Here is a 19,889-nt window from a genome sequence, read left to right on the forward strand (position 1 = left end):
TTTTAAATCCATTTATTTTGTTTTTCTTCCAGCATTGCTAAAAATTCATCCACTACCTCTGGGTGAAATTGAGTACCCTTTCCATCTTTCATCTCCTGAATGGCGTCCTCAATCGTCATTGCCCCTCGGTATACTCGATTCGTAGTCATTGCGTCGAACGCATCCACCACTGAAACGATTGAAGCTTCAATAGAAATTTCGTTTCCTATTAAACCATATGGATATCCCTTTCCATCATAACGTTCATGATGTTCTTCTACAATAAAAGCGGCTTTACGGATTCTTTCTATTTCATGATTGCGCATCATTTCTGCCCCTAAAGTTGTATGCATTTTTATGATTTTCCATTCATCATCCGTTAGTTTACCCGGTTTGTTCAATATCTCTAGAGGAATGGCTAGCTTACCAATATCATGAAAATACGAACCCATCGATAGAATAGCAACTCCTTGACTGCCTGGTCTCATCCTTTTCCATAGTTCAATAGAATAATCACGAATTCTCGAGCAATGATGATAAGTATATCCGTCCACTTCTTGAATTCGTTTAGCGTCAAGTTGAATAATCTCACGCTCTGTAAAGTTTCTTTCGAATAGGGTGGAAGTCATTTCAAATAAAATCTCTACATGTGATTCCGCATTACATGTAACGACACCACTACACTTTCTAACATTAATTACATCCCCACGATGTAGTATAGACTTTTTACCTTCGCTATCTATTTCTAGGTCCCCGGTTAAAATAGTATAACGCTCCACAAAATCAGCCAAATTATTTGAATTATTATAAACCCAAGTTGTTGTATTAGGGAGCAATGTATACAAAGAGTAAGAAATATTTTCTGCACGTCCAAGATATGTCGTAACCGATTGATCTGTAAATACTCTTGGCAGAGATGCCTTCGTTCGTATGTCCTTTATCTGTTCAACTGTTAGCACAATTTACCCCCCATACCTCTGACAACGTTCGGCTATTTCTGCTTTTATTATACAATTCAATCAACTTAAATGAAACACAATTAAAAGAACCTATGAACATTTTCATAGGTTTTTTTAACTAAAACGTTATGGAGTTTCATTTACCATTTTTATTTCTTCTGTTAATCGCTCTATACTTGGGCGAATATTCCCTTTACCAGCATAGCTTTCAAGCATTTCCTTTACATCGATGCCTGAGGATGCTTTAAGCGTCTCCTGAAGAGTAGACATCAAGTTCGTTGCGTAAGAGGTTACTTTGTTAGCCCCTCCCCCTTCTCCTCCACCAGTGTCGACCACCGTAATTTTATCGATATTGGAAAGTGGGCTTGCAATTTGTTTAGCGTATTCTGGAAGCATATGAACAATCATGTCAAGAACAGCCGCTTGGCCATACATTTCAAAAGCTTCCGCTATCTTACGTTTGGCTTCTGCCTCTGCAAGACCTTTCAATCGAATTACATCCGCCTCTGATTCTCCTTGTGCCCGTTGTGAATCTGCTTTTGCTTGACCATCTAGGCGAACCTTCTCTGCATCAGCTTTTGCTTTAGCTTCAATTCGGTACTTCTCCGCATCTGCCTCGGCTATTTCACGTGACTTGGAAGCTTCTGCATTTTGTTCAATAGCATAACGATCTGCATCGGCTTTTTTCTTCACTTCAGAGTCATATTGCTTCTCGCGACGTAGAATCTCTTTTTCTTCCAGCTCTATTTGTTTTTGGCGCTCAATAATTTGGATTTGCATTTCTTGTTCAGTTACTTCTTGCTTCGACCTTGCAGTTTCTAGTTCATACGCTTGGTCGGCACGAGCTTTGGCAATATCTTGCTCACGACGATATTCAGCTACCTTCAGCTGGTTATCCTTTTCCGCTTCCGCAATTTCTGTAGCTCTTTCGATTTCAGCTTTCTGTGCATCCTTAGAAGCTTCTGCACGTTTGATACGTGTTTCTTTTTCTGCCTCCGCTGTAGCTATATCCGCATCACGTTTAACCTGCGCAATTCTAGGCTTTCCTAGTGAGTCCAAATAGCCATTTTTATCTCGGACATCTTTAATAGTAAAAGATACAATTACTAATCCCATTTTCGCTAGGTCCTGAGATGCCACGCGCTGTACTTCCTGCGAGAATTTGTCTCGATTTTTGTAAATTTCCTCGACGGTCATTGAGCCTAAGATAGAACGTAGATGACCTTCTAGTACTTCCTTCGCTTCGTTTTCGCGATCCGCCTTTGATTTCCCTAAAAACTGTTCGGCTGCTGTAGCGATTTCTGAAATAGAACCGCCAATTTTGAAAATCGCAGTTCCATCAGCCATTACTGGAACACCCTGTTCCGTGTATACCTCAGGTGTAGTAACTTCTAATTTACTAGAAAGTAGACTAAGTGGCTCCGCTTGCTGGAATACCGGAAAGATAAATGTACCTCCACCACGAATAATTTTAATGCGATTGCCTGATTCGTCCGTATGTACATTTTTAGAGCCTAAATAGCTTCCTGTTACAATTAATGCCTCATCTGGACCAACTGTACGATACTTCGTTATAAACACTGCCAATATGACAACTAGCACAAACACTACTATCCCAATAACGACCAACATTTCCATTCTTATTCCCCCTATTTTCTATACTAATGGTACGTATTCCTTCACTAAAAAAGTTCCATTATCAAAGTCAATGATGAGCACTTGTTTATCGTACTCAATTTCCTCTTTGTCATAGCCCGCTGCTCTTTTAGAAATTACCCCATTTACTGTCTCAATTACTATTTCTCCAAACCCATCTGATGGTATTGGAACGATGACTCTGCCAATTTGACCTTGTAAAGATTCGTTTGTGTAGGCTGTGGAAACCTCTGCAGATGCCAATGGAACCAATATGAAAAAGTACAAGAGAAACGTTAAAATTCCGGAAATTAAAAGTGCTGCAACAATGATAATTTTTTCGTCCCAATCGGTTAGCTTTAATAAGATTAATCCAGATGCACATATAAATAATAGAAAGGAAAGAATGGTCGTAGGATTGAAAATGCCACCATCCATCCCATCAATTGCATCTGCAAACAACACATACAAAATAGTGATTAATCCAATACCAATTAAGCCATATAAAAATACTTGCTCTATATCACTCACCCCTTTCAACTAATTATTCGTGTTTATAATATATACGGTAATACTTTCTGAAAGTTTCATATTTTTCCTTTTTTATAAAAATAATAAAAAGATTCGTTTCACTTCCTATATAATTCATTAAATTCTGACAAAAAACGATGTTTTCCGACTAAAAACCCGATATTTCATTCAAATTCGCCCTTTCATGTTACAGGAATGTAAATTTTGAAAATCTAACGTAAAAACTGTGTTGATTTAGTAAATTTTTTGGTATGCTATTTTAGGAAAAAGTAAACACATTAATTAAGTCCAGGAGGCTTTTATGATTAGTTCAAAAAAACCAGATCCATTTTTCGTATCTCTATTAAAAATTGCCGAAAACGTTCGTGATGGAGCTCACTACGCTGATGATTTTCGCATCAATACTGTTGCAGATTTAAAAGAGATCAGCGTGCATTTAAAAAATTACGAAACAGCTGGAGATACTTTAATACATGAGTTAATCGTGATGTTAAACAAATCCTTTATGACTCCGATTGAACGTGAAGATATCCTTGAGCTTGCGATTCGTATGGATGATATTTTGGACGGAATTGATAATTTCACTGCCCATTTAGAAATGTTTTCATTAATTGAAATTGATGAGTCGATGCGCACATTTTTAGGTTATATTGTGAAAAGTACAGATGAAATCGTTAAGGCAATGGAGTTACTTGCAAGCAAAAAACTTCTGAAGATGCACGAACATTCTATCCTTATTAAAGACTACGAAAGAAAATGTGATGAAGTGCTTCGTTCATCGATCAAACAATTATTTTTGAACGAAAAAGACCCGATTCGCATTATTCAATTTAAAGATATTTATGAACAGCTCGAAGAAATCGCAGATTATTGCCAAAACGTAGCGAATACGTTAGAAACAATTATCATGCGAAATGCGTAGGAGTATACGCTTATGGATACAATATTTATATTAACTATTCTAGTAGTTATATTCGCTCTTGCATTTGACTTTATCAATGGGTTTCATGATACGGCAAATGCCATTGCTACATCCGTTTCTACTAGAGCACTAAAACCTAGAGTTGCAGTACTAATGGCAGCAATTATGAACTTTGTCGGTGCCCTAACATTTACAGGGGTTGCTAAAACGATTACAAAAGATATTGTCGATCCTTTTGCGCTACAAAATGGTTCTCTCATCATATTGGCTGCATTACTCTCAGCTATTATTTGGAACTTGCTAACTTGGTATTTTGGTATACCATCCAGCTCATCTCATACGTTAATCGGTTCCATAGCCGGAGCGGCTGTATCAGCTGCTGGCTTTGCGATTTTAAACTGGGAAGGCTTCATTAAAATCATCCAAGCGTTAATCATTTCACCATTTTTAGCGCTTGCTGTTGGTTTCTTAATGATGTCATTATTTAAGGTTATATTTAAACATGGGAGTTTATATGGGACAAACAAGAGGTTCCGTATATTCCAAATCGGTACGGCAGCCCTACAATCCTTTACACATGGTACGAATGATGCGCAAAAAGCGATGGGGATTATAACAATGGCTCTAATCGCAGCGCAGTGGCAAACGAATGATGAAATTCAGTTATGGGTTCGTATTGCTGCAGCTACTGCAATGGGGCTTGGTACTTCTATTGGTGGCTATAAAATTATTAAAACCGTTGGCGGTAAAATCATGAAAATACGTCCTATTAACGGAGCCGCAGCTGACTTGTCCTCTGCAATGATTATTTTCGGTGCTACTACGATTCATTTGCCAGTTTCTACTACACATGTTATTTCTTCTGCTATTATGGGAGTTGGATCCGCACAGCGTGTGAAGGGTGTTAAATGGGGAGTTGCGAAGAAGATTGTTTTAACTTGGATTATCACTTTACCAATTTCCGCCGTGATGGCTGGCGTTATTTTCCAAGTGTTAAATTTATTCTTTTAATATAGAGAACCCTCGTCTCTTGGGACAAGGGTTCTTTTTCTTATTTACTAGTGAATTTAGGTGATTTTCCGTTGCATTCAGGTGATTATTAATTACTTTCCGGTGATCTTCTATTACTTTGAGGTGTTTCTCCTATAGTAACCAATTCTATTCCTTGATCTTTATTCCTAAAGATTTCGCAAAGCCAATTGCTTGTTCTGGGGAAACTGTACAGTCTTGCATTTTATCTAACGATACGGTAAGTTGCTCATACGTATTTGAACTTAAGTCGATACCGGTTAAATAAGTATCTGTAAAATTCGCATCATTCAATTCGCAATCTTCAAAACTCACTTTCTCAAATGTCGATTCAATAAAATCTGCACGATTAAAAGTGGTTTTAGTGAAAGCGACTTTTTTCAATTTAGACAAGCTCATCGTGACATAGTTTGCGAGGGAATCAATTACTTTCACCTCGGTCATCCGACTTTCCGATATATTGGCTCCAACAAGCTTGGAACGCTGAATTTCTACTCGATGGAATACCGCATTTCCAAAATCGACATTGGATAGATCACATTTTTCAAAAATACAGTCAACGAACTCCACTTGTTGAAAACGGACACCCTCCATGGAGATATCTTGAAAATGAATTTGATCAAAAATTATTTTACCTTCTTGCTCCTCGTCTAACTCTAGTGAAGTAACCAATCCTGCTGAAACATAATAGTCTTCTAATAGTGCTTTTTGTACATCCAGCTCTTGCAATGATTTGGCTATTTTCGGTGCGGTTATATTCAATGCGATCCCCCCTATGGAATTACTACCCATATTCTATCATTATATTAGTATCTTTCTATCACTTTGTTTTACAATGGTACTAGGTTTTATTTGAGGAGGAATTACATGAAAGGCTTATCCAATATAGTGACTCGTCACTATAAGGTGGTTTTGAGTATTTGGTCCATTTTGTTTGTTGTTTTAGCTGTATTAGCTATTCGTTTACCCAGTCTATTAGAAGGCGACGGGTTTAGTACTGACGGAGAACATACAGAAGTAATGGAAGAATTAACGAACACATTCGACTTTCCAGCAGAGTCCCTATTCGTCGTATTTGATCAAACATCCGACAGTACCATCGAAGAAACGTTACAAAAAATAGAACGGCTGGAAATTGCAGAATCTATTCAATCACCTTTAGAGGATGATTCTTTATATAAAGACCACGTAGCTTATGCTATGCTTCACTTCGATTCAGATGCTGACATGACAAGTGCGGTTGATGATATCCGAGGAGCAATAGATGGAGAGCAAGGCGTTACATTAACTGGTGGTGCAGCTATCAATAAAGACATAAATAGTGCAAGCCAAAAAGACTTAGCAAGCGCCGAGGCAATTGGCTTACCGATAGCTATTATCGTATTACTTCTCGCTTTTGGTAGTGTCGTTGCAGCGTTTATCCCACTTGCTATAGGAATCGTTACAGTAGTTTCTGCTTTCGGCGTAATGACCCTTTTTAGCGAGACGATGGACTTATCAATTTTTGTGATGAATATTATTCCAATGCTTGGATTGGCACTAAGTATCGATTTTGCCTTGTTATTCATCAATCGTTATAAAGAGGAAATAGCTAAAAATTCGATTGAGGAAGCTGTACATATCGCTATTCAAACGGCCGGCCGATCAATCATTTTCTCTGCAATATGTGTATTTATTGGCTTAGGGGCAATGCTTGTCATGCAGGTAGAGATATTCCAAAACATTGCAATTGGTGGAATGCTTGTCGTTACAATAGCGGTATTAGCGTCAATTACACTACTTCCTGCTCTATTAATGCTGTTAAAGGAACGTATCAATAAATGGACTCTTATTCGTGTAAAACCTGGTGCTACTACTAGATGGCGCAATTTTGCTTCATTTGTTATGAAGCGTCCTGTGACGTTAGTACTTGTTGCATTAATAATATTAGGAATTGGTATTATTCCAGTAAAGAATATAGAATTGACTATTCCGCAAGTGGACTCCCTACCAGAAAGCTACGATTCAAGGCAGGCCTATGATCTAATGGATGAAGAATTTGGCTTAGGTGAACAATCGACCGTTTATATGATCGCAGAGCGTTCAGATGGTTGGGATAATAGTTTAGGGTTAGAGGACATAAAGAATATTGAGGATAAATTACTTGCAGATAAGGATGTTCAATCGGTTGATACGATTTTCACAGCAAGTGAAATTCCAACTGTAGAGCAGTGGGAGCAAAGCCTAATGGTGCCTGAGGTTGATGCTCAGCTAACTCCTTTGTTTGACACATTTGTTCAAGACAATAAATTATTCGTACCAGTGACTCTAAATTTAAATGGATCTTCTGAAGAGGCACAAAACTGGGTGAGAGAATGGTCAGAAAAAGATTTAGGCGTTGACTTTAAGCTAGGCGGTCACCCTAAATTCAACCAAGAAATTTTCGATGAAATATTCAACAAAGTAGGATGGCTATTAGCAATCATTTTAGGTTCTACCTTTATCATCTTAATGATTGCATTCCGCTCCATTTTAATCCCGTTAAAAGCGATTATTATGAACGTCATTGGGCTAGCTTCCACATTTGGAATTCTCGTATATATATTCCAATACGGACATTTTGGAATAGAAGAAACGACGATTGCATTAATCATTCCTGTTATCGTGTTTAGTCTGGTATTTGGTTTAAGTATGGACTATGAGGTATTTTTAATCTCCCGTATACAAGAGGAATATTTGAAGCATCAAAATAATACACTGGCAACTGTCGATGGGTTAACTTCGACTAGTAAAATTATTACTTCTGCAGCCTTAATTATGATCGTTATTACAGGAGCCTTTGCATTTACAGACGTAATGCCCGTCAAGCAAATTGGTGTTGGTATTGCAATAGCAGTGGCGATTGATGCGTCTATTATTAGGTTATTACTCGTTCCAAGTCTAATGAAGCTATTTGGCAAATGGAATTGGTGGCTACCTTTTAGAAAAGGACCTTATAAAGCGAGAAAATTACATTAAGATAAAAGCCAAGCAGCCTTGATCTGCTTGGCTTTTTTACTAGAACTTCGATTGATACCATTGTTTTGCAGCTTGTACTTCATCCTGTGTTAGTTGATGACCATATGCATGCCAATATAGCTCCACTTCAGCTCCTGCTCCTTGGAGTAAATCCTGTAGCTCCTCAGATTCTGCTGCCGGACACATATGATCATTCTTACCGGCTCCGATAAATACAGGAGTTTTTGGCATTTCCGGTAATTCCACGCCACGTCTAGGAACCATCGGATGGTGTAAAATAGCTCCTTTTAGAACATTTTCATATTCAAATAAAAGATTTCCAGCAATATTAGCACCGTTTGAGTAACCTATGGCAACTACATTATCACGGTCAAATTCATACTTCACTGCTGATTCATCGATGAAATTTTTCAATTCTTCCGTTCTAAGCTGTAAATCTTCTAGATCGAAAACCCCTTCTGCTAAACGTTTGAAGAATCGCGGCATCCCATTTTCTAAAACATTTCCACGCACACTCAAAATATTAGCGGCTGCATCTATTTCTTTTCCGAGACCTACTAAATCATGCTCGTTTCCACCTGTTCCGTGTAACAATAATAACGTTGGTTTAGAAGAGACCTCGCCTTTATAAAAAACATGGTTCATGTAATAACTCCCTTTCATTTACCTTGAATTTGAGGCAATTATACAGAATGCTTTTTTTAAGGTCAACTGATTAGCGATCTTCTTCACTTAAAAGAATAAACTTTAGCTTCTCTGGTTCATCAACCCGAATAGCAAACTCTGTTATGCTTTTTTTCATACCCATGAACAGTGTTACCTCAACTGGTCTACTGAGGTGTATAACCGCTTGGGGTTCAACAGACTCAAAATCTTTATAAACAAATTTCATTGTATCTTTATTCGGAATTTCCCCCTCCCATTCCACTTCCTTAATCAATTCAAGCGGAACAATAATTCGATTCGAAAGACCTTGTGAAATATATAGTTTTCCATTTTTAATTTCCATTGGATGTAGTCTTGTAATTTGAATTTCTGCGATAATATAGACCACCGTGTATATATTTAAGACTAGTAGAATGAAAGATAATACTAGTGATTTATCATGCAACCACCAATGAAGGCCAATCGTTTCAATGAGAATTGCATGAATCAGCATCAAATTGATGGCTATTGCACTAGTTTTTTTATGCATAGTGATTACACCATCATGATACGGAGCTTTCTTTCTCCAGGTAAAAAATGCATAGTACATCATTAGAAATTCAGACATCATAATTCGAATAAGTATATTTTTGGTCACTACCTTTTCAACAGAAGGAAGCAGGCTGAATAAAGCTCCTTCATTCATTTCCTTCATATGTAAGCGAATTCTAGGTATTTTCCAAATGACAAAAAAGATTAAAGAAACTTCTGCAATTATTAAAAGAGCTTCAATAACTATTCCAGTATAAAGTACACTGTTGAATGGTTCGAATAATTCGGTTGGTATGAGCACCCTTGCTATAATTAGACCCGCTACAATTATTCCAATAGTTTGCTTGATAGTTAATTTAAAGGCCGCATACATTAATAGTGGTACGATAATAACCAAATCGATTAGTGAACCCATTACTGCACCAGTATTTAGTTGCAGAGACAAAAAGTCCTGTACAGAGGATTGATATATTAGGAAATTGGATAAAAGAACTAAGAATAATAAAGTAATTGCTATATTTGCATACTTGGTTTTACGATAAACCATAAAATTCCCTCCTTTATATATCCTGCCTATATTATAACTTTCTGTTTTTACAGAACACCAGTATAATATGTAGAACTATTCAAAAAAGGAGCACAATTGTATGAACATAGAAAAATACCAACTTGAAAAGCGAATTTTAGTTTCTCAACAAAAACTATCCGCAGATTTTATCCTCCGAAACGCTACTGTGGCGGATATATTTTCACTGAGATGGATAAAAGCAGACATAGTCGTTTCAGATGGCATGATTGTTGCAATTGATGCTACAGGAAATTATGAAGCATTGCAGGAGGAAGATGCTGAAGGAAAATATGTTATACCTGGACTGATCGACGGACATATTCATATAGAGTCTTCCATGGTAACTCCTGCTGAATTTAGTCGTATATTACTCCCTCATGGTATTACAACCGTTATTACTGACCCGCATGAAATAGCAAATGTAGCTGGAGCGGAAGGAATTCAATTTATGCTAGATGATGCAACAAATTGCGAAATGGATATTCATGTAATGCTTCCATCCAGTGTTCCAGCTACACCTTTGGAGCACACAGGTGCCATTCTTCATGCAAGTGACTTGCAGCCTTTCCTTGAAAATGATGCAGTTCTAGGGCTTGCGGAAGTAATGGATTTCCCTGCTGTCCTATCTGCTGAGTCTAATATGATGGACAAACTCAAAATGGCCATGGATGCGAATGTAATAATTGATGGTCATGGTTCTGGACTTAACTCCGAGCAAATTAGAGGATACCGCGCAGCAGGTATTCAAACAGATCATGAATGCGTTACAGCTGACGAGGCATTAGACAGAGTTTCTCAAGGAATGTATGTCTTGATGAGAGAAGGCTCAGCTGCAAAAAATGTACGGGATTTACTACCTGTTGTTAACACTTATAACGCTCGTCGATTTTTATTTTGTACAGATGACAAACATTTAGATGAACTTCTCGAGGAAGGCAGTATTAATCACGCTGTTCGGTTAGCTATAAAAGAAGGCATGGAGCCTCTCCAAGCAATTCAGTTAGCGACACTAAACGCAGCTGAATGTTACCAACTAACCAATAAAGGAGCACTTACACCAGGCTTTGTAGCGGATTTCTTACTAGTTGAAAGCTTAGAGGATTTAACAGCTATTGCCGTTTGGAAAAATGGAGTTAAAGTAGCACAGCATCAAGAAATGCTTATTAAAGAATACAATAAACAGGAACCATCTACTCATTTAACTAATACAGTGAACCTACCTAATTTGTCGACGGATTCTTTTGCCATTCCTTTTACCAATGACGGAATGGCTAATGTTATGGAGATTATGCCAAACCAAATTACTACGAAGAAAAAAGTAATGAAAGTGCCAGTTGAAAATGGTCTATTCGCAACAAGTGTTGAGCAGGATTTACTTAAGCTTGCCGTTATTGAACGCCATCGCTCTCTCGGAACGATAGGACTTGGAATTGCTCACGGTTTCGGTTTGAAGCAAGGTGCCATCGCAACTACCATAGCCCATGACTCACATAATCTCATCGTCTTAGGAACGAACGATGAGGATATGCTAAAAGCTAGCCAGGAATTAGAGGAGATTCAAGGTGGATTCGTTATCGTCCACGAAGGAAAGGTACTCGCCTCCCTCGCTTTACCTATTGCGGGTTTAATGACAAATCGTCCCGCTAAAGAAACCGCACTAGAATTAAAAAAACTGCATGAAGCGCTCCATATACTTCACCCAGATTTGGATTTCCACTTATTTTTAACGTTATCCTTTATCAGTCTTCCGGTAATTCCAGAACTGAAGTTAACGGATAGTGGGCTTTTCGATGTCGTCCAGTTCAAACATATCCCGATTCAAGTGGATTGAAGTTATCCAACCAAACACCAAAAAAGCTGCTCCATTTAGGAACAGCTTTTCTCACGCTATTTTCTTTGCACCTTTCCAAATAATAGACCCAATCGTAGTTATTACTAATACAACCAGCCCTAATAAAAAAGGATAAATGATATTCACATCATATAACACACCAGCAAGTAATGGTCCTAAAACATTTCCTATACTCATGTAAGCGTTGTTCATACCCATCGCAAACCCTTGCTCGTTTCCAGCTAACTTTGATATTAATGTTGTCAAGACTGGGCGTAAAATTGAAGTAGAAAGGAAGATAATCATCGTAATAACAAAGAAAAATGCATAGTTCGAAACTAGAATTGAAAGAAGAAATCCAAATGCTGCAACACCTAAAAAGATTCTTAATACATTTGTTTCGCCGAAACGCCTCACAACTTTATCCACAACAAATAGTTGAATAAGGACACTCACGATTCCAGTACCAGTAATCATCCATGCAATATCCTGTGGGGTTGCTGAAAACTGATCATCAACAAAAAGTCCTAGAACAGATTCATAGGCAAGTAACCCAAAGCTCATTACTAACGTAATAACGAGGGGGATGAAGTATGGCTTTTTAAACGATTGAGCAATTTCTTTCACCATCGGTTCAGATTTAACATTTGGTGCACTCACACCTTCTGGCTTGCTTTCCTTTAACACAAGAGCAGAAAAGACCACAGCCACGACACCAACTAACGCAGAAACGAGCAGTGGAATTTTTAAACCAAATTCCGCTAAAAATCCACCTATTCCCGGTCCAACCACTATACCTAAAGACATGGCTGCAGATATTAAGCTATTTCCCTTTGCTCGTTGATCCATGGATGTAATATCTGCTACATATGCAAAAATAGCGGGAACTAATAACGCTGCACCGACTCCACCAATAACACGGGAAACATACAAGATACCAATAGAATCGGAGAAATAAAACACAAACATCGATAATGCAAGTCCACTGAGGCCAGCAATAATCATAATTCTTCGTCCATATTTATCTGCCCATTTTCCGGCAATCGGAGACATCACTAGCTGTGCTCCAGCAAAAATAGATATCATTAAACCAGCTGCCATTCCACCTTGATCAATGGATTTTAAATATGCAGGTAAAATAGGAATAATAATACCAAAACTCCCTATAGCAATAAACATATTAATCATTAATATAAATAATTTCTTTTGTTGATCCTTCGTCATCTTATACCTCTTTCATCTACAGTATCAATACATAAGGAATAGATTAACATGCTTTCTCTATATAAGTAAACAACAAAGCTACCTTTCACCCTTGGAACTGGTGACAGATAGCTTTTGTTTACTTATTCATTTAACTTTTCAATCGTCCTAGCCGCTCCTTGAGCAGGATATGATTCATCGAGAGCAGTGTATCCAACCTTCACTTCATCATATAACTTAAATCGATTACGCTGATCCATAGTCAAAGAAAACCAAGCAGCTTCATTTTCAGTTGCTAGTGCTTCATCCACCGACATATTTTTTGCTTCATCAGCTGTTAATCCACCAATTACTAAAATAGAAGCATCCTTTATATCGACAATAATCCCCTCGTTATAGCCAGTTGGCTGCTGAGGCTGAGTAGGATTATCTTCAAAAAATTGCATGATAAAATAAAAGCTAGCACCGATCGCCAATAATAGAATACCTATCAATATTCCTACCGTATACTTACCCTTCATCATTAAAGCCTCCTTACTTTTTCTCTGCTAGTCGGAAGCCTTCTTCTAAAAGGTACGCTTTTGCTTCACTATAAGAGCCAAAGCTTTCTTCTAAGTTATACCCGTGATAAATATTCCAAAGTGTATCTTCTTGTAATAATGTCAGCTTAGAATCTTCTTTGTTTTTCCAAACTTCTTCTATTTCCTCGTCTTGTAGCTCTTCTTCCTCTGTTGAAAGATAAGTTATAGAGTCTTTAATAATCTTTCTTAGTTCATCAGCCGAAGCTTCACGAATATTCAATAGTCCTTTATCGTCAGCTGCTTCATATTGAGGAAGGTCTCCTACGTAAACAAAGCCATTTCCATTCGGATGGAGGTGATAAATAACCGTTGTTTTTTCATATAAACTTTTTTCGTAATGATAATTTACTCGTTTCATTGACACTTCTTTACGAGTAAGCTCTGTAAATTCTTGAATAATTGCTTCTTTTTCTTCAAATGTTAGCATGCGATTCCTCTTCCTATACGTTTTTTCATTTATCTAGTATAGCATAACCTTTATCCTCTTCGCGTCCACCATTCCGCTAATATAACAAAACAAATAACTACCGCAATTACTACTGCAAAAAACCAATCTGGTAAGCTCCCCAAATTTATGCCTCCTTACTAATTCGCATCACAAATCGTTCGAAATTCTTTGATGTGAACCCTTCTACTTCCTCGCTTGTATAGCTTTTTAATAATTTCCTTACTAAATTTTGTGTTTTGGATGCATCCTCTAAGCCCACAACACAATCACTAATCCCATCAAAGTCAGAGCCTAATCCTATAAGATGTTTACCCCCAAGTGAAACGATATGCTCTATATGTTTCTCCAAGTCCTGTATTTCCACTGACTTTTTGGTAGCATCTATAAATGGTGGATAATACACCACATGAATCGGGCTGTTGTTAGCGATTAGTGCTTTTATTTGCATGTCACTTAAATTTCTCGGCGAGTTACATAGAGCTCTTGAATTAGAATGACTTGCCATTAGCCATTTCGCCTTAGGAAGAACATCCCAAAAAGATTGCTCACTCAAATGAGAGACATCAACAATTATATTTTGGTCGTTCAACAAGGATATGACTTCTTCTCCAAATGGAGTTAACCCAGTACCAGATTCCTCGGAAGACCCATCTGCTACTTTGTTAGCCCCATTCCAAGTCAAACCGACTAATTTCACTCCATGCGATAAAAGTAGCTTCAGCTTATGCATATCGCCGTCTATCATATCAAGTCCTTCTAATGATAATACAGCCCCAATTTGTCCTTCTTGTAATGATTCAAGCTGTTCCCACTCGTATATAGGGATTATATTGTCATCCTTCCCCACGATTTCAGTGTGAAAAAACTCAATTTGACGAATTGCCTCTAAAAATAGCCGTTCCTTCGGAAAACCTTCCGAAACGAATACTGCAAACACCTGGAGTGCTATTTCTCCAGCTTCTAAAGCTTGTTTGCTTGCCTGTAGCTTCGATGAGTCAGCAAAAGAAAGAGGTTCCTCCGCTTTCGCTAATTTGTATAGCACGTCACAGTGTAAATCATAAACTCTCATCTTATCCTCCTAAAATCTTGAGCACTTCTATAATCATTCTGGTGCTTCTTCACCAAACGCCAACCACTCGTCTTTCGATGGTCCATACATTCCCGGAACCGGCAAACCAGCTTGTCGCATAAGTATTGTCATCTGCCCGCGGTGATGTATTTGGTGGTAGATTAAAATTTGCAATACGGTCGCAACTGTCCACTGTTCACCGTACATATCTCTTTCTACTAAAAGGCTTTCATCCGTCCATTGTTCTTTCATAGCCTTAACAACTGAGTCACTAGACTGTTTGTAGGCTTCTACCATTTCGTTCGTAGTTGATGGTTGGGCAGATTCATGTGGAGTCGCGGAAAATTGCAATCCAGTTCTCCCTACCATTTCGTCTATGCTTGTAATAATATGCCATGTGAGTTTTCCAAGGGTACGACCGTCCTCAGAAACTCTTTGTTTTAATGACTCATCTGTCAATGTTTCTAAAATTTTCAGTGTTGAATTACTTTCATGCTGCCAATCAGCGAAAAAATCTTCTAGGCTTCTTATCATGTTCATTCCTCCAAACAGTATAATATAACTAATTTCGTCACTTGCTTTAAATAATCCTGCAAAATACCTTTCGAATAGATATTGCAGACCAGTTCTGATATAGTAAAGAATAGACAATAAGAGGACGTGAGCGAATGATTAAAATTGAATTACCAAAACCAACTGTAACGATTACACAGCGTGAACAAGTACTAAAAGAAGGCGATGTAGAAATCCCAGCAATCCATGGATTTATCGACTTTCATCAAATCCCTCGTGATAAAGGCGGCATTTTCTTTTTCTACAATAAGAATGATGAGCTTTTATTCGTCGGTAAAGCACGTAAAATTAGACAGCGTATTAAAAAACACTTTGAAGACAACGTTTCACCAATGATCAAACATCGCGATGAAGTGTACAAAATTAGTGTTTGTATAGTAGAAGAAGCAATGGATCGTGAAATTTACGAAACCTATGCGATCAATACACAAAAAGCCAAATATAATATCGATAAAGCATTTTTTAGATAAGTCGAATGAAATCCCATGTTCTCCTAAAAGAGAACATGGGATTTTTTTCTGCCTAGTTTCAGCTCCTAGCCCCACGACTCGCTTCAGGATTTCGGGGTCGCACTATGTCGGCCAGTCGATAGTCACGACACAATGCAGCGAAATGAGACTGACTTCCAAAACATGGGTGCTTGCGCTTTTCTTACTTTACTTCTTCAAAAATACTCGTGCTGTGCTTTGGCTGTACGCGTGCTTTTGGATCTATGAATGCTTTAATATGACTAATAGCAATTGGAACTTCTCCAAATCCTACGGCAATCAGTTTTACTTTTCCATCATGCGTACATACATCGCCAGCAGCATATATTCCTTCTACACTTGTTTCCATTTTTTCATTGACTACTACTGAATTCTTTTCCATTTCAAGACCCCATTGTTTAAGGGGTCCGAGTGATGCAACATTTCCATAGTTCACTAAAACATGGTCTGCTGTGATTCTTTCCTCAGTTTTATCTTTACTGACTATCACTACTTCTTCAATCTTTTCGCCATCACCAATGACTTCTTTTATTCCATATGGTGTTTTGACTTGTACAGTAGAATTTTGAAGTTGTTGAATGGTCATTTCATGTGCAGTAAACTCTCTGCGATGGCAAATAGTCACTTTCGAAGCAACATCCTCTAACATTAGTGACCAGTCGAGTGCAGAATCTCCTCCACCTAATACAAGTACATCAGAACCTCTGAAATTCTCCAAACTCTTTACATTATAATGAAGGTTTTTCCCTTCATACTCAGAAGCTCCTGGAACATTTAACTTACGTGGCTGAAAAGAACCAATGCCAGAAGTAAGTAGAATCGTTTTGGAATAATGCACATCTTTATCCGTTGTCAGCGCAAAATAATCTGGTAGTCTCTCTAGCGCTATTGCTGTTTCCTCTAAGCAAATGGTTGGATTACTATAAGCAGCCTGTTCTACTAAATTTGCTACTAAATCCTTTGCTAAAACTTTCGGAATGCCACCAATATCATAAATATATTTGTCAGGGTAAAGCTCCATCAATTGTCCACCTAGTTGTGGAAGGCTATCGATAATCTTCACTTTCAAATCACGTAGTCCTCCATAAAAAGAAGCGAACAAACCTGTTGGACCCCCTCCAATAATCGTTACATCATATAAGTCACTATCCACTATTTCACCTCATAACTACATTATTATAGAAATCGATTTCGTATCTCGGGAGATGGAATCGAACAGCTATCTTTTTTGCCAAACCATGCGTACCGATTTTTTGCTACAAATTTATATACAATATCACGTAGCCGTTTAGGAACTAGCTTCAACACATATAAAAATCCCCATAGTCCACTTAAGTGTTTGGTAATGTGGAGAGCAGCGTCCGAGGAGTTATACACTTTATGTTGGTCAACAACGACTAAACTATCCATAGCTTCAGGTATAGCATATTGACGTTTCAGTTCTTCTCCTATCTCGCTTTGCTGGGCCGCAAATTGGAAATAGCCTTTTGGATCACGTTTAATAATAAATTGCACACTTGCATCACAAAAATTGCATTCCCCGTCAAACAAAATGATAGCTGGCATCGGACTCCCCCCTTTCCCCTAGTGTACTATAATCACTGCTGAAATGCGCTTGTCGGCATTATATAAGAAAAACCGGGCAAAAAAAAACCGTCTTTTTAGAATAAAAACCTGGATATGCCGTTGATTGTAGCGAAGGTCGGACGCTTTCCGCGGGCACTGCACAAGCCTATAACTTCCTAAGCAGGAACAAAAAAAGATGCCCTTAAGTCCACTAGAACTTTCCAGGCATCACTCTCATCATTGTTTGTCTTGTGGTGAATCAGATGAACCGACCTCTTCTAGTATCTCAAAGCTATTGGAGTAATCGCGAAGTCTATCATCTTCATCCTCCACCGGCTGATCTGTTGAAGAATTTAGAAGTGATTCTTCCACTGGACGACTGTCTTCATATACACCTTGATGCGCATGCTCCACACATGTCAAAGTAGTCGGGACCGCTTCTAATCGAGCAAGTGGGATTTCTTCTCCGCATTCAGCACATTTCCCGTATGTACCCTCCTCGATAGCAGCTAACGCTTTTTCAATGTCCTCCATTTCCTCATCAAAATGCCTATTTAACGCTAGACGCGTATGCTGATCGGTTAAGTCAGTTGCATTATCCGCAGGATGATTATCGTAGTTAGATAACTCCGTAGTCTCAAACTCCTCTTCATTTTGTTTTTGATGCTCTAACTCTTCAAAACGTTTTTCTAATGTATTTTTTAATTTATCGTATTTTGTCATGTAAATTCCTCCTTGGGTTACTTAAGGATTACCCAAATAAGAGCGAAATAAAACAATCTGCCACAACGTTTAGAAATTACCTTTTTGTCTATATAATCAAATAGAAGGACTAGTTTATCATTTCACTTTAATTCATAGTGATTTAGTATGGTATTTTTTAAATTTTTCCAGTATGATTATATTTAGGGAGTGATTGTGAATGGGTATACATAAATTTTTTATGAGTATGAACGATTTAGAAAGAATTATTCGCTGTCCCGGACGTTTTAAATTTGAAGAGCATAATGTTGCTGCTCACTCATGGAAAGTTTCCCAATACGCTATGTTTTTTGCAACACTAGAAGAGAATAACGGTGCAACAATTAACTGGAAATCACTTTATGAAAAAACGATCAACCATGACTTTGCAGAGATTTTTATCGGAGATATTAAAACACCAGTGAAGCATGCATCTCCTGAGCTTAAACAAATGCTTGCACATGTTGAAGAAAAAATGATGGAGAAGTTTATATTAGATGAAATTCCAAAAGAATTTCAGCCAGTATTTTTTGACCGTATGAAAGAAGGGAAAGACGATACGATTGAAGGTCGTCTACTCGAGTTAGCAGATAAATTGGATCAGGTGTACGAAGCTTTTGCTGAATTGCAGCGCGGAAATACGGATGCAGAATTTGTAAATATGTACGAAACTGCATTAAGAAAGATTCTTCATATCCCATTAAATACAAGTATCAATTATTTTAAAGAGGTTATTTTACAGGAAATTATGAAGGAAGAATCCGTTATAGATGTAAAATCTATCACTGTACAATTACTAGTAGAATAATCTCTTCCAATTTATGCGATATATTGTATAATATGTTGTATGATATTGTTGAACTATTAAGACAATTGAAAGGAGGGAATCTTTGTGCCAATTCCGGTGAATCATACTAAACCTGTTCGTACAACCGCCAAGTTGCATGCTTTTAACCAATTACAGCAGTGGATTATCGACGGAACTTTACAACCTGAAGAGAAGCTAAACGATATTGAACTCGCCCAAGCTTTAGGGGTGAGTAGAACACCTATTAGAGAATCCTTACAGCTTCTAGAATCCCAAGGTTTTGTAACAATGCACCCTGGTAGAGCAACGCAAGTCACAGCCGTCGAGAAAGAGGATATTAATAATCTCTTGCCACCATTGGCAGTACTGCAAGCGCTCGCAGCTGAGATAGCCGTTCCTAATATGGATGAGGAAGTTCTAAGTCTATTAGAAGAAAAAAATAGAGAATTCGCTAACGCTCTACAGCAAAAAGAATTTTCCACAGCTCTAAAAGTGGATGAAGAATTTCATCAACTTATTGTAGACACTGCTAATAATCCATACATACATTCCATGGTAGAAATGCTTCAAGCACATGTACGTAGGCTATTTTATTATGAAAAAATTGTCCTACGAGAATATTCTATTGAGCAACATGAGAATCTAATTCGCGCATTCCGCGAAAAAAACACCAAAGAACTAGCAGAAGTAATGCGCTCCAATTGGATTTATACAATCGAAGAGTTTTAAAAACGAAGATAATTAAAAGGTGGCAGAAAGCGTTG

The 19,889-nt window shown here is 37.8% G+C and carries 21 protein-coding genes; 7 read left to right on the plus strand and 14 right to left on the minus strand.

What is annotated here, in order from left to right; genetic code table 11:
- Positions 1–2 precede the first annotated feature (2 nt).
- From ACIQX2_RS12630 to ACIQX2_RS12640, 3 genes are all read right to left on the minus strand, one after another.
- Positions 3–938: an HD-GYP domain-containing protein gene (locus ACIQX2_RS12630; RefSeq protein ID WP_402850813.1), complete on the minus strand. Its 936-nt coding sequence runs from the start codon at positions 936–938 to the stop codon at positions 3–5.
- 126 nt (positions 939–1,064) lie between these two features.
- Positions 1,065–2,576 carry a flotillin lipid rafts scaffold protein FloT gene (locus ACIQX2_RS12635; protein WP_402850816.1) on the minus strand — a complete coding sequence of 504 codons (1,512 nt, stop codon included), beginning with the start codon at positions 2,574–2,576 and terminating at the stop codon, positions 1,065–1,067.
- Positions 2,577–2,594: 18 nt separating this feature from the next.
- Positions 2,595–3,104 (minus strand): NfeD family membrane protein, encoded by a 510-nt coding sequence (locus ACIQX2_RS12640; RefSeq protein ID WP_402850819.1) that lies wholly within the window; start codon positions 3,102–3,104, stop codon positions 2,595–2,597.
- Positions 3,105–3,405: 301 nt separating this feature from the next.
- Between ACIQX2_RS12640 and ACIQX2_RS12645 the strand changes: the two genes are divergently transcribed.
- Both ACIQX2_RS12645 and ACIQX2_RS12650 read left to right on the plus strand, forming a co-directional pair.
- Positions 3,406–4,026, plus strand: coding sequence for a DUF47 domain-containing protein (locus ACIQX2_RS12645; protein ID WP_093061649.1), 621 nt, complete (start codon positions 3,406–3,408; stop codon positions 4,024–4,026).
- 12 nt (positions 4,027–4,038) lie between these two features.
- A complete protein-coding gene (locus tag ACIQX2_RS12650) occupies positions 4,039–5,037 on the plus strand; it encodes an inorganic phosphate transporter (protein ID WP_402850821.1) in 999 nt (332 codons plus the stop codon).
- Positions 5,038–5,184: 147 nt separating this feature from the next.
- Here the strand turns inward: ACIQX2_RS12650 and ACIQX2_RS12655 are convergent, their stop codons facing one another.
- Positions 5,185–5,817 carry a pentapeptide repeat-containing protein gene (locus ACIQX2_RS12655; RefSeq protein WP_402850824.1) on the minus strand — a complete coding sequence of 211 codons (633 nt, stop codon included), beginning with the start codon at positions 5,815–5,817 and terminating at the stop codon, positions 5,185–5,187.
- Between the two features lie 105 nt (positions 5,818–5,922).
- Here ACIQX2_RS12655 and ACIQX2_RS12660 point away from each other — a divergent pair, with 105 nt between their 5' ends.
- Positions 5,923–8,052 carry an MMPL family transporter gene (locus ACIQX2_RS12660; protein ID WP_402850827.1) on the plus strand — a complete coding sequence of 710 codons (2,130 nt, stop codon included), beginning with the start codon at positions 5,923–5,925 and terminating at the stop codon, positions 8,050–8,052.
- Positions 8,053–8,091: 39 nt separating this feature from the next.
- On the opposite strand, the gene ACIQX2_RS12665 is transcribed toward ACIQX2_RS12660, so the two are convergent.
- Positions 8,092–8,697 (minus strand): alpha/beta hydrolase, encoded by a 606-nt coding sequence (locus tag ACIQX2_RS12665; RefSeq protein WP_402850829.1) that lies wholly within the window; start codon positions 8,695–8,697, stop codon positions 8,092–8,094.
- Positions 8,698–8,767: 70 nt separating this feature from the next.
- Positions 8,768–9,796: a beta-carotene 15,15'-monooxygenase gene (locus tag ACIQX2_RS12670; protein WP_402850832.1), complete on the minus strand. Its 1,029-nt coding sequence runs from the start codon at positions 9,794–9,796 to the stop codon at positions 8,768–8,770.
- A gap of 100 nt (positions 9,797–9,896) precedes the next feature.
- Between ACIQX2_RS12670 and ade the strand changes: the two genes are divergently transcribed.
- Positions 9,897–11,648 carry an adenine deaminase gene (gene ade, locus ACIQX2_RS12675; protein ID WP_402850835.1) on the plus strand — a complete coding sequence of 584 codons (1,752 nt, stop codon included), beginning with the start codon at positions 9,897–9,899 and terminating at the stop codon, positions 11,646–11,648.
- A 51-nt stretch (positions 11,649–11,699) separates the two neighbouring features.
- Here the strand turns inward: ade and ACIQX2_RS12680 are convergent, their stop codons facing one another.
- The 5 genes from ACIQX2_RS12680 to ACIQX2_RS12700 all read right to left on the minus strand — a co-directional run bounded on the left by ACIQX2_RS12680 (position 11,700) and on the right by ACIQX2_RS12700 (position 15,483).
- Positions 11,700–12,872: an MFS transporter gene (locus tag ACIQX2_RS12680; protein ID WP_402850838.1), complete on the minus strand. Its 1,173-nt coding sequence runs from the start codon at positions 12,870–12,872 to the stop codon at positions 11,700–11,702.
- A gap of 122 nt (positions 12,873–12,994) precedes the next feature.
- Positions 12,995–13,375 carry a YobA family protein gene (locus ACIQX2_RS12685; RefSeq protein WP_402850841.1) on the minus strand — a complete coding sequence of 127 codons (381 nt, stop codon included), beginning with the start codon at positions 13,373–13,375 and terminating at the stop codon, positions 12,995–12,997.
- A 10-nt stretch (positions 13,376–13,385) separates the two neighbouring features.
- Positions 13,386–13,859: a hypothetical protein gene (locus ACIQX2_RS12690; protein WP_093061658.1), complete on the minus strand. Its 474-nt coding sequence runs from the start codon at positions 13,857–13,859 to the stop codon at positions 13,386–13,388.
- Between the two features lie 145 nt (positions 13,860–14,004).
- Positions 14,005–14,949 carry a dipeptidase gene (locus ACIQX2_RS12695; protein WP_402850845.1) on the minus strand — a complete coding sequence of 315 codons (945 nt, stop codon included), beginning with the start codon at positions 14,947–14,949 and terminating at the stop codon, positions 14,005–14,007.
- Positions 14,950–14,982: 33 nt separating this feature from the next.
- Positions 14,983–15,483, minus strand: a complete 501-nt coding sequence (locus tag ACIQX2_RS12700; RefSeq protein ID WP_402850847.1) for a DinB family protein — start codon at positions 15,481–15,483, stop codon at positions 14,983–14,985.
- Between the two features lie 134 nt (positions 15,484–15,617).
- Here ACIQX2_RS12700 and ACIQX2_RS12705 point away from each other — a divergent pair, with 134 nt between their 5' ends.
- Positions 15,618–15,992: a nucleotide excision repair endonuclease gene (locus tag ACIQX2_RS12705; RefSeq protein WP_093061661.1), complete on the plus strand. Its 375-nt coding sequence runs from the start codon at positions 15,618–15,620 to the stop codon at positions 15,990–15,992.
- A 181-nt stretch (positions 15,993–16,173) separates the two neighbouring features.
- Here ACIQX2_RS12705 and ACIQX2_RS12710 read toward each other — a convergent pair whose 3' ends face one another.
- The 3 genes from ACIQX2_RS12710 to ACIQX2_RS12720 form a co-directional block, all read right to left on the minus strand.
- Positions 16,174–17,166 (minus strand): NAD(P)/FAD-dependent oxidoreductase, encoded by a 993-nt coding sequence (locus ACIQX2_RS12710; RefSeq protein WP_402851333.1) that lies wholly within the window; start codon positions 17,164–17,166, stop codon positions 16,174–16,176.
- Between the two features lie 20 nt (positions 17,167–17,186).
- A complete protein-coding gene (locus tag ACIQX2_RS12715; RefSeq protein WP_402850850.1) occupies positions 17,187–17,576 on the minus strand; it encodes a thiol-disulfide oxidoreductase DCC family protein in 390 nt (129 codons plus the stop codon).
- Between the two features lie 237 nt (positions 17,577–17,813).
- On the minus strand, positions 17,814–18,299 hold the full coding sequence (locus ACIQX2_RS12720) for a TraR/DksA C4-type zinc finger protein (protein ID WP_402850853.1): 486 nt from the start codon (positions 18,297–18,299) through the stop codon (positions 17,814–17,816).
- Positions 18,300–18,498: 199 nt separating this feature from the next.
- Here ACIQX2_RS12720 and ACIQX2_RS12725 point away from each other — a divergent pair, with 199 nt between their 5' ends.
- On the plus strand, positions 18,499–19,125 hold the full coding sequence (locus ACIQX2_RS12725; protein WP_093061665.1) for a YfbR-like 5'-deoxynucleotidase: 627 nt from the start codon (positions 18,499–18,501) through the stop codon (positions 19,123–19,125).
- 84 nt (positions 19,126–19,209) lie between these two features.
- Positions 19,210–19,854 (plus strand): GntR family transcriptional regulator, encoded by a 645-nt coding sequence (locus ACIQX2_RS12730; RefSeq protein WP_402850858.1) that lies wholly within the window; start codon positions 19,210–19,212, stop codon positions 19,852–19,854.
- The last annotated feature ends 35 nt before the right edge of the window (positions 19,855–19,889 follow it).

This window comes from Psychrobacillus sp. NPDC096623 (assembly GCF_044762655.1).
In the GTDB taxonomy this organism is placed as follows: domain Bacteria; phylum Bacillota; class Bacilli; order Bacillales_A; family Planococcaceae; genus Psychrobacillus.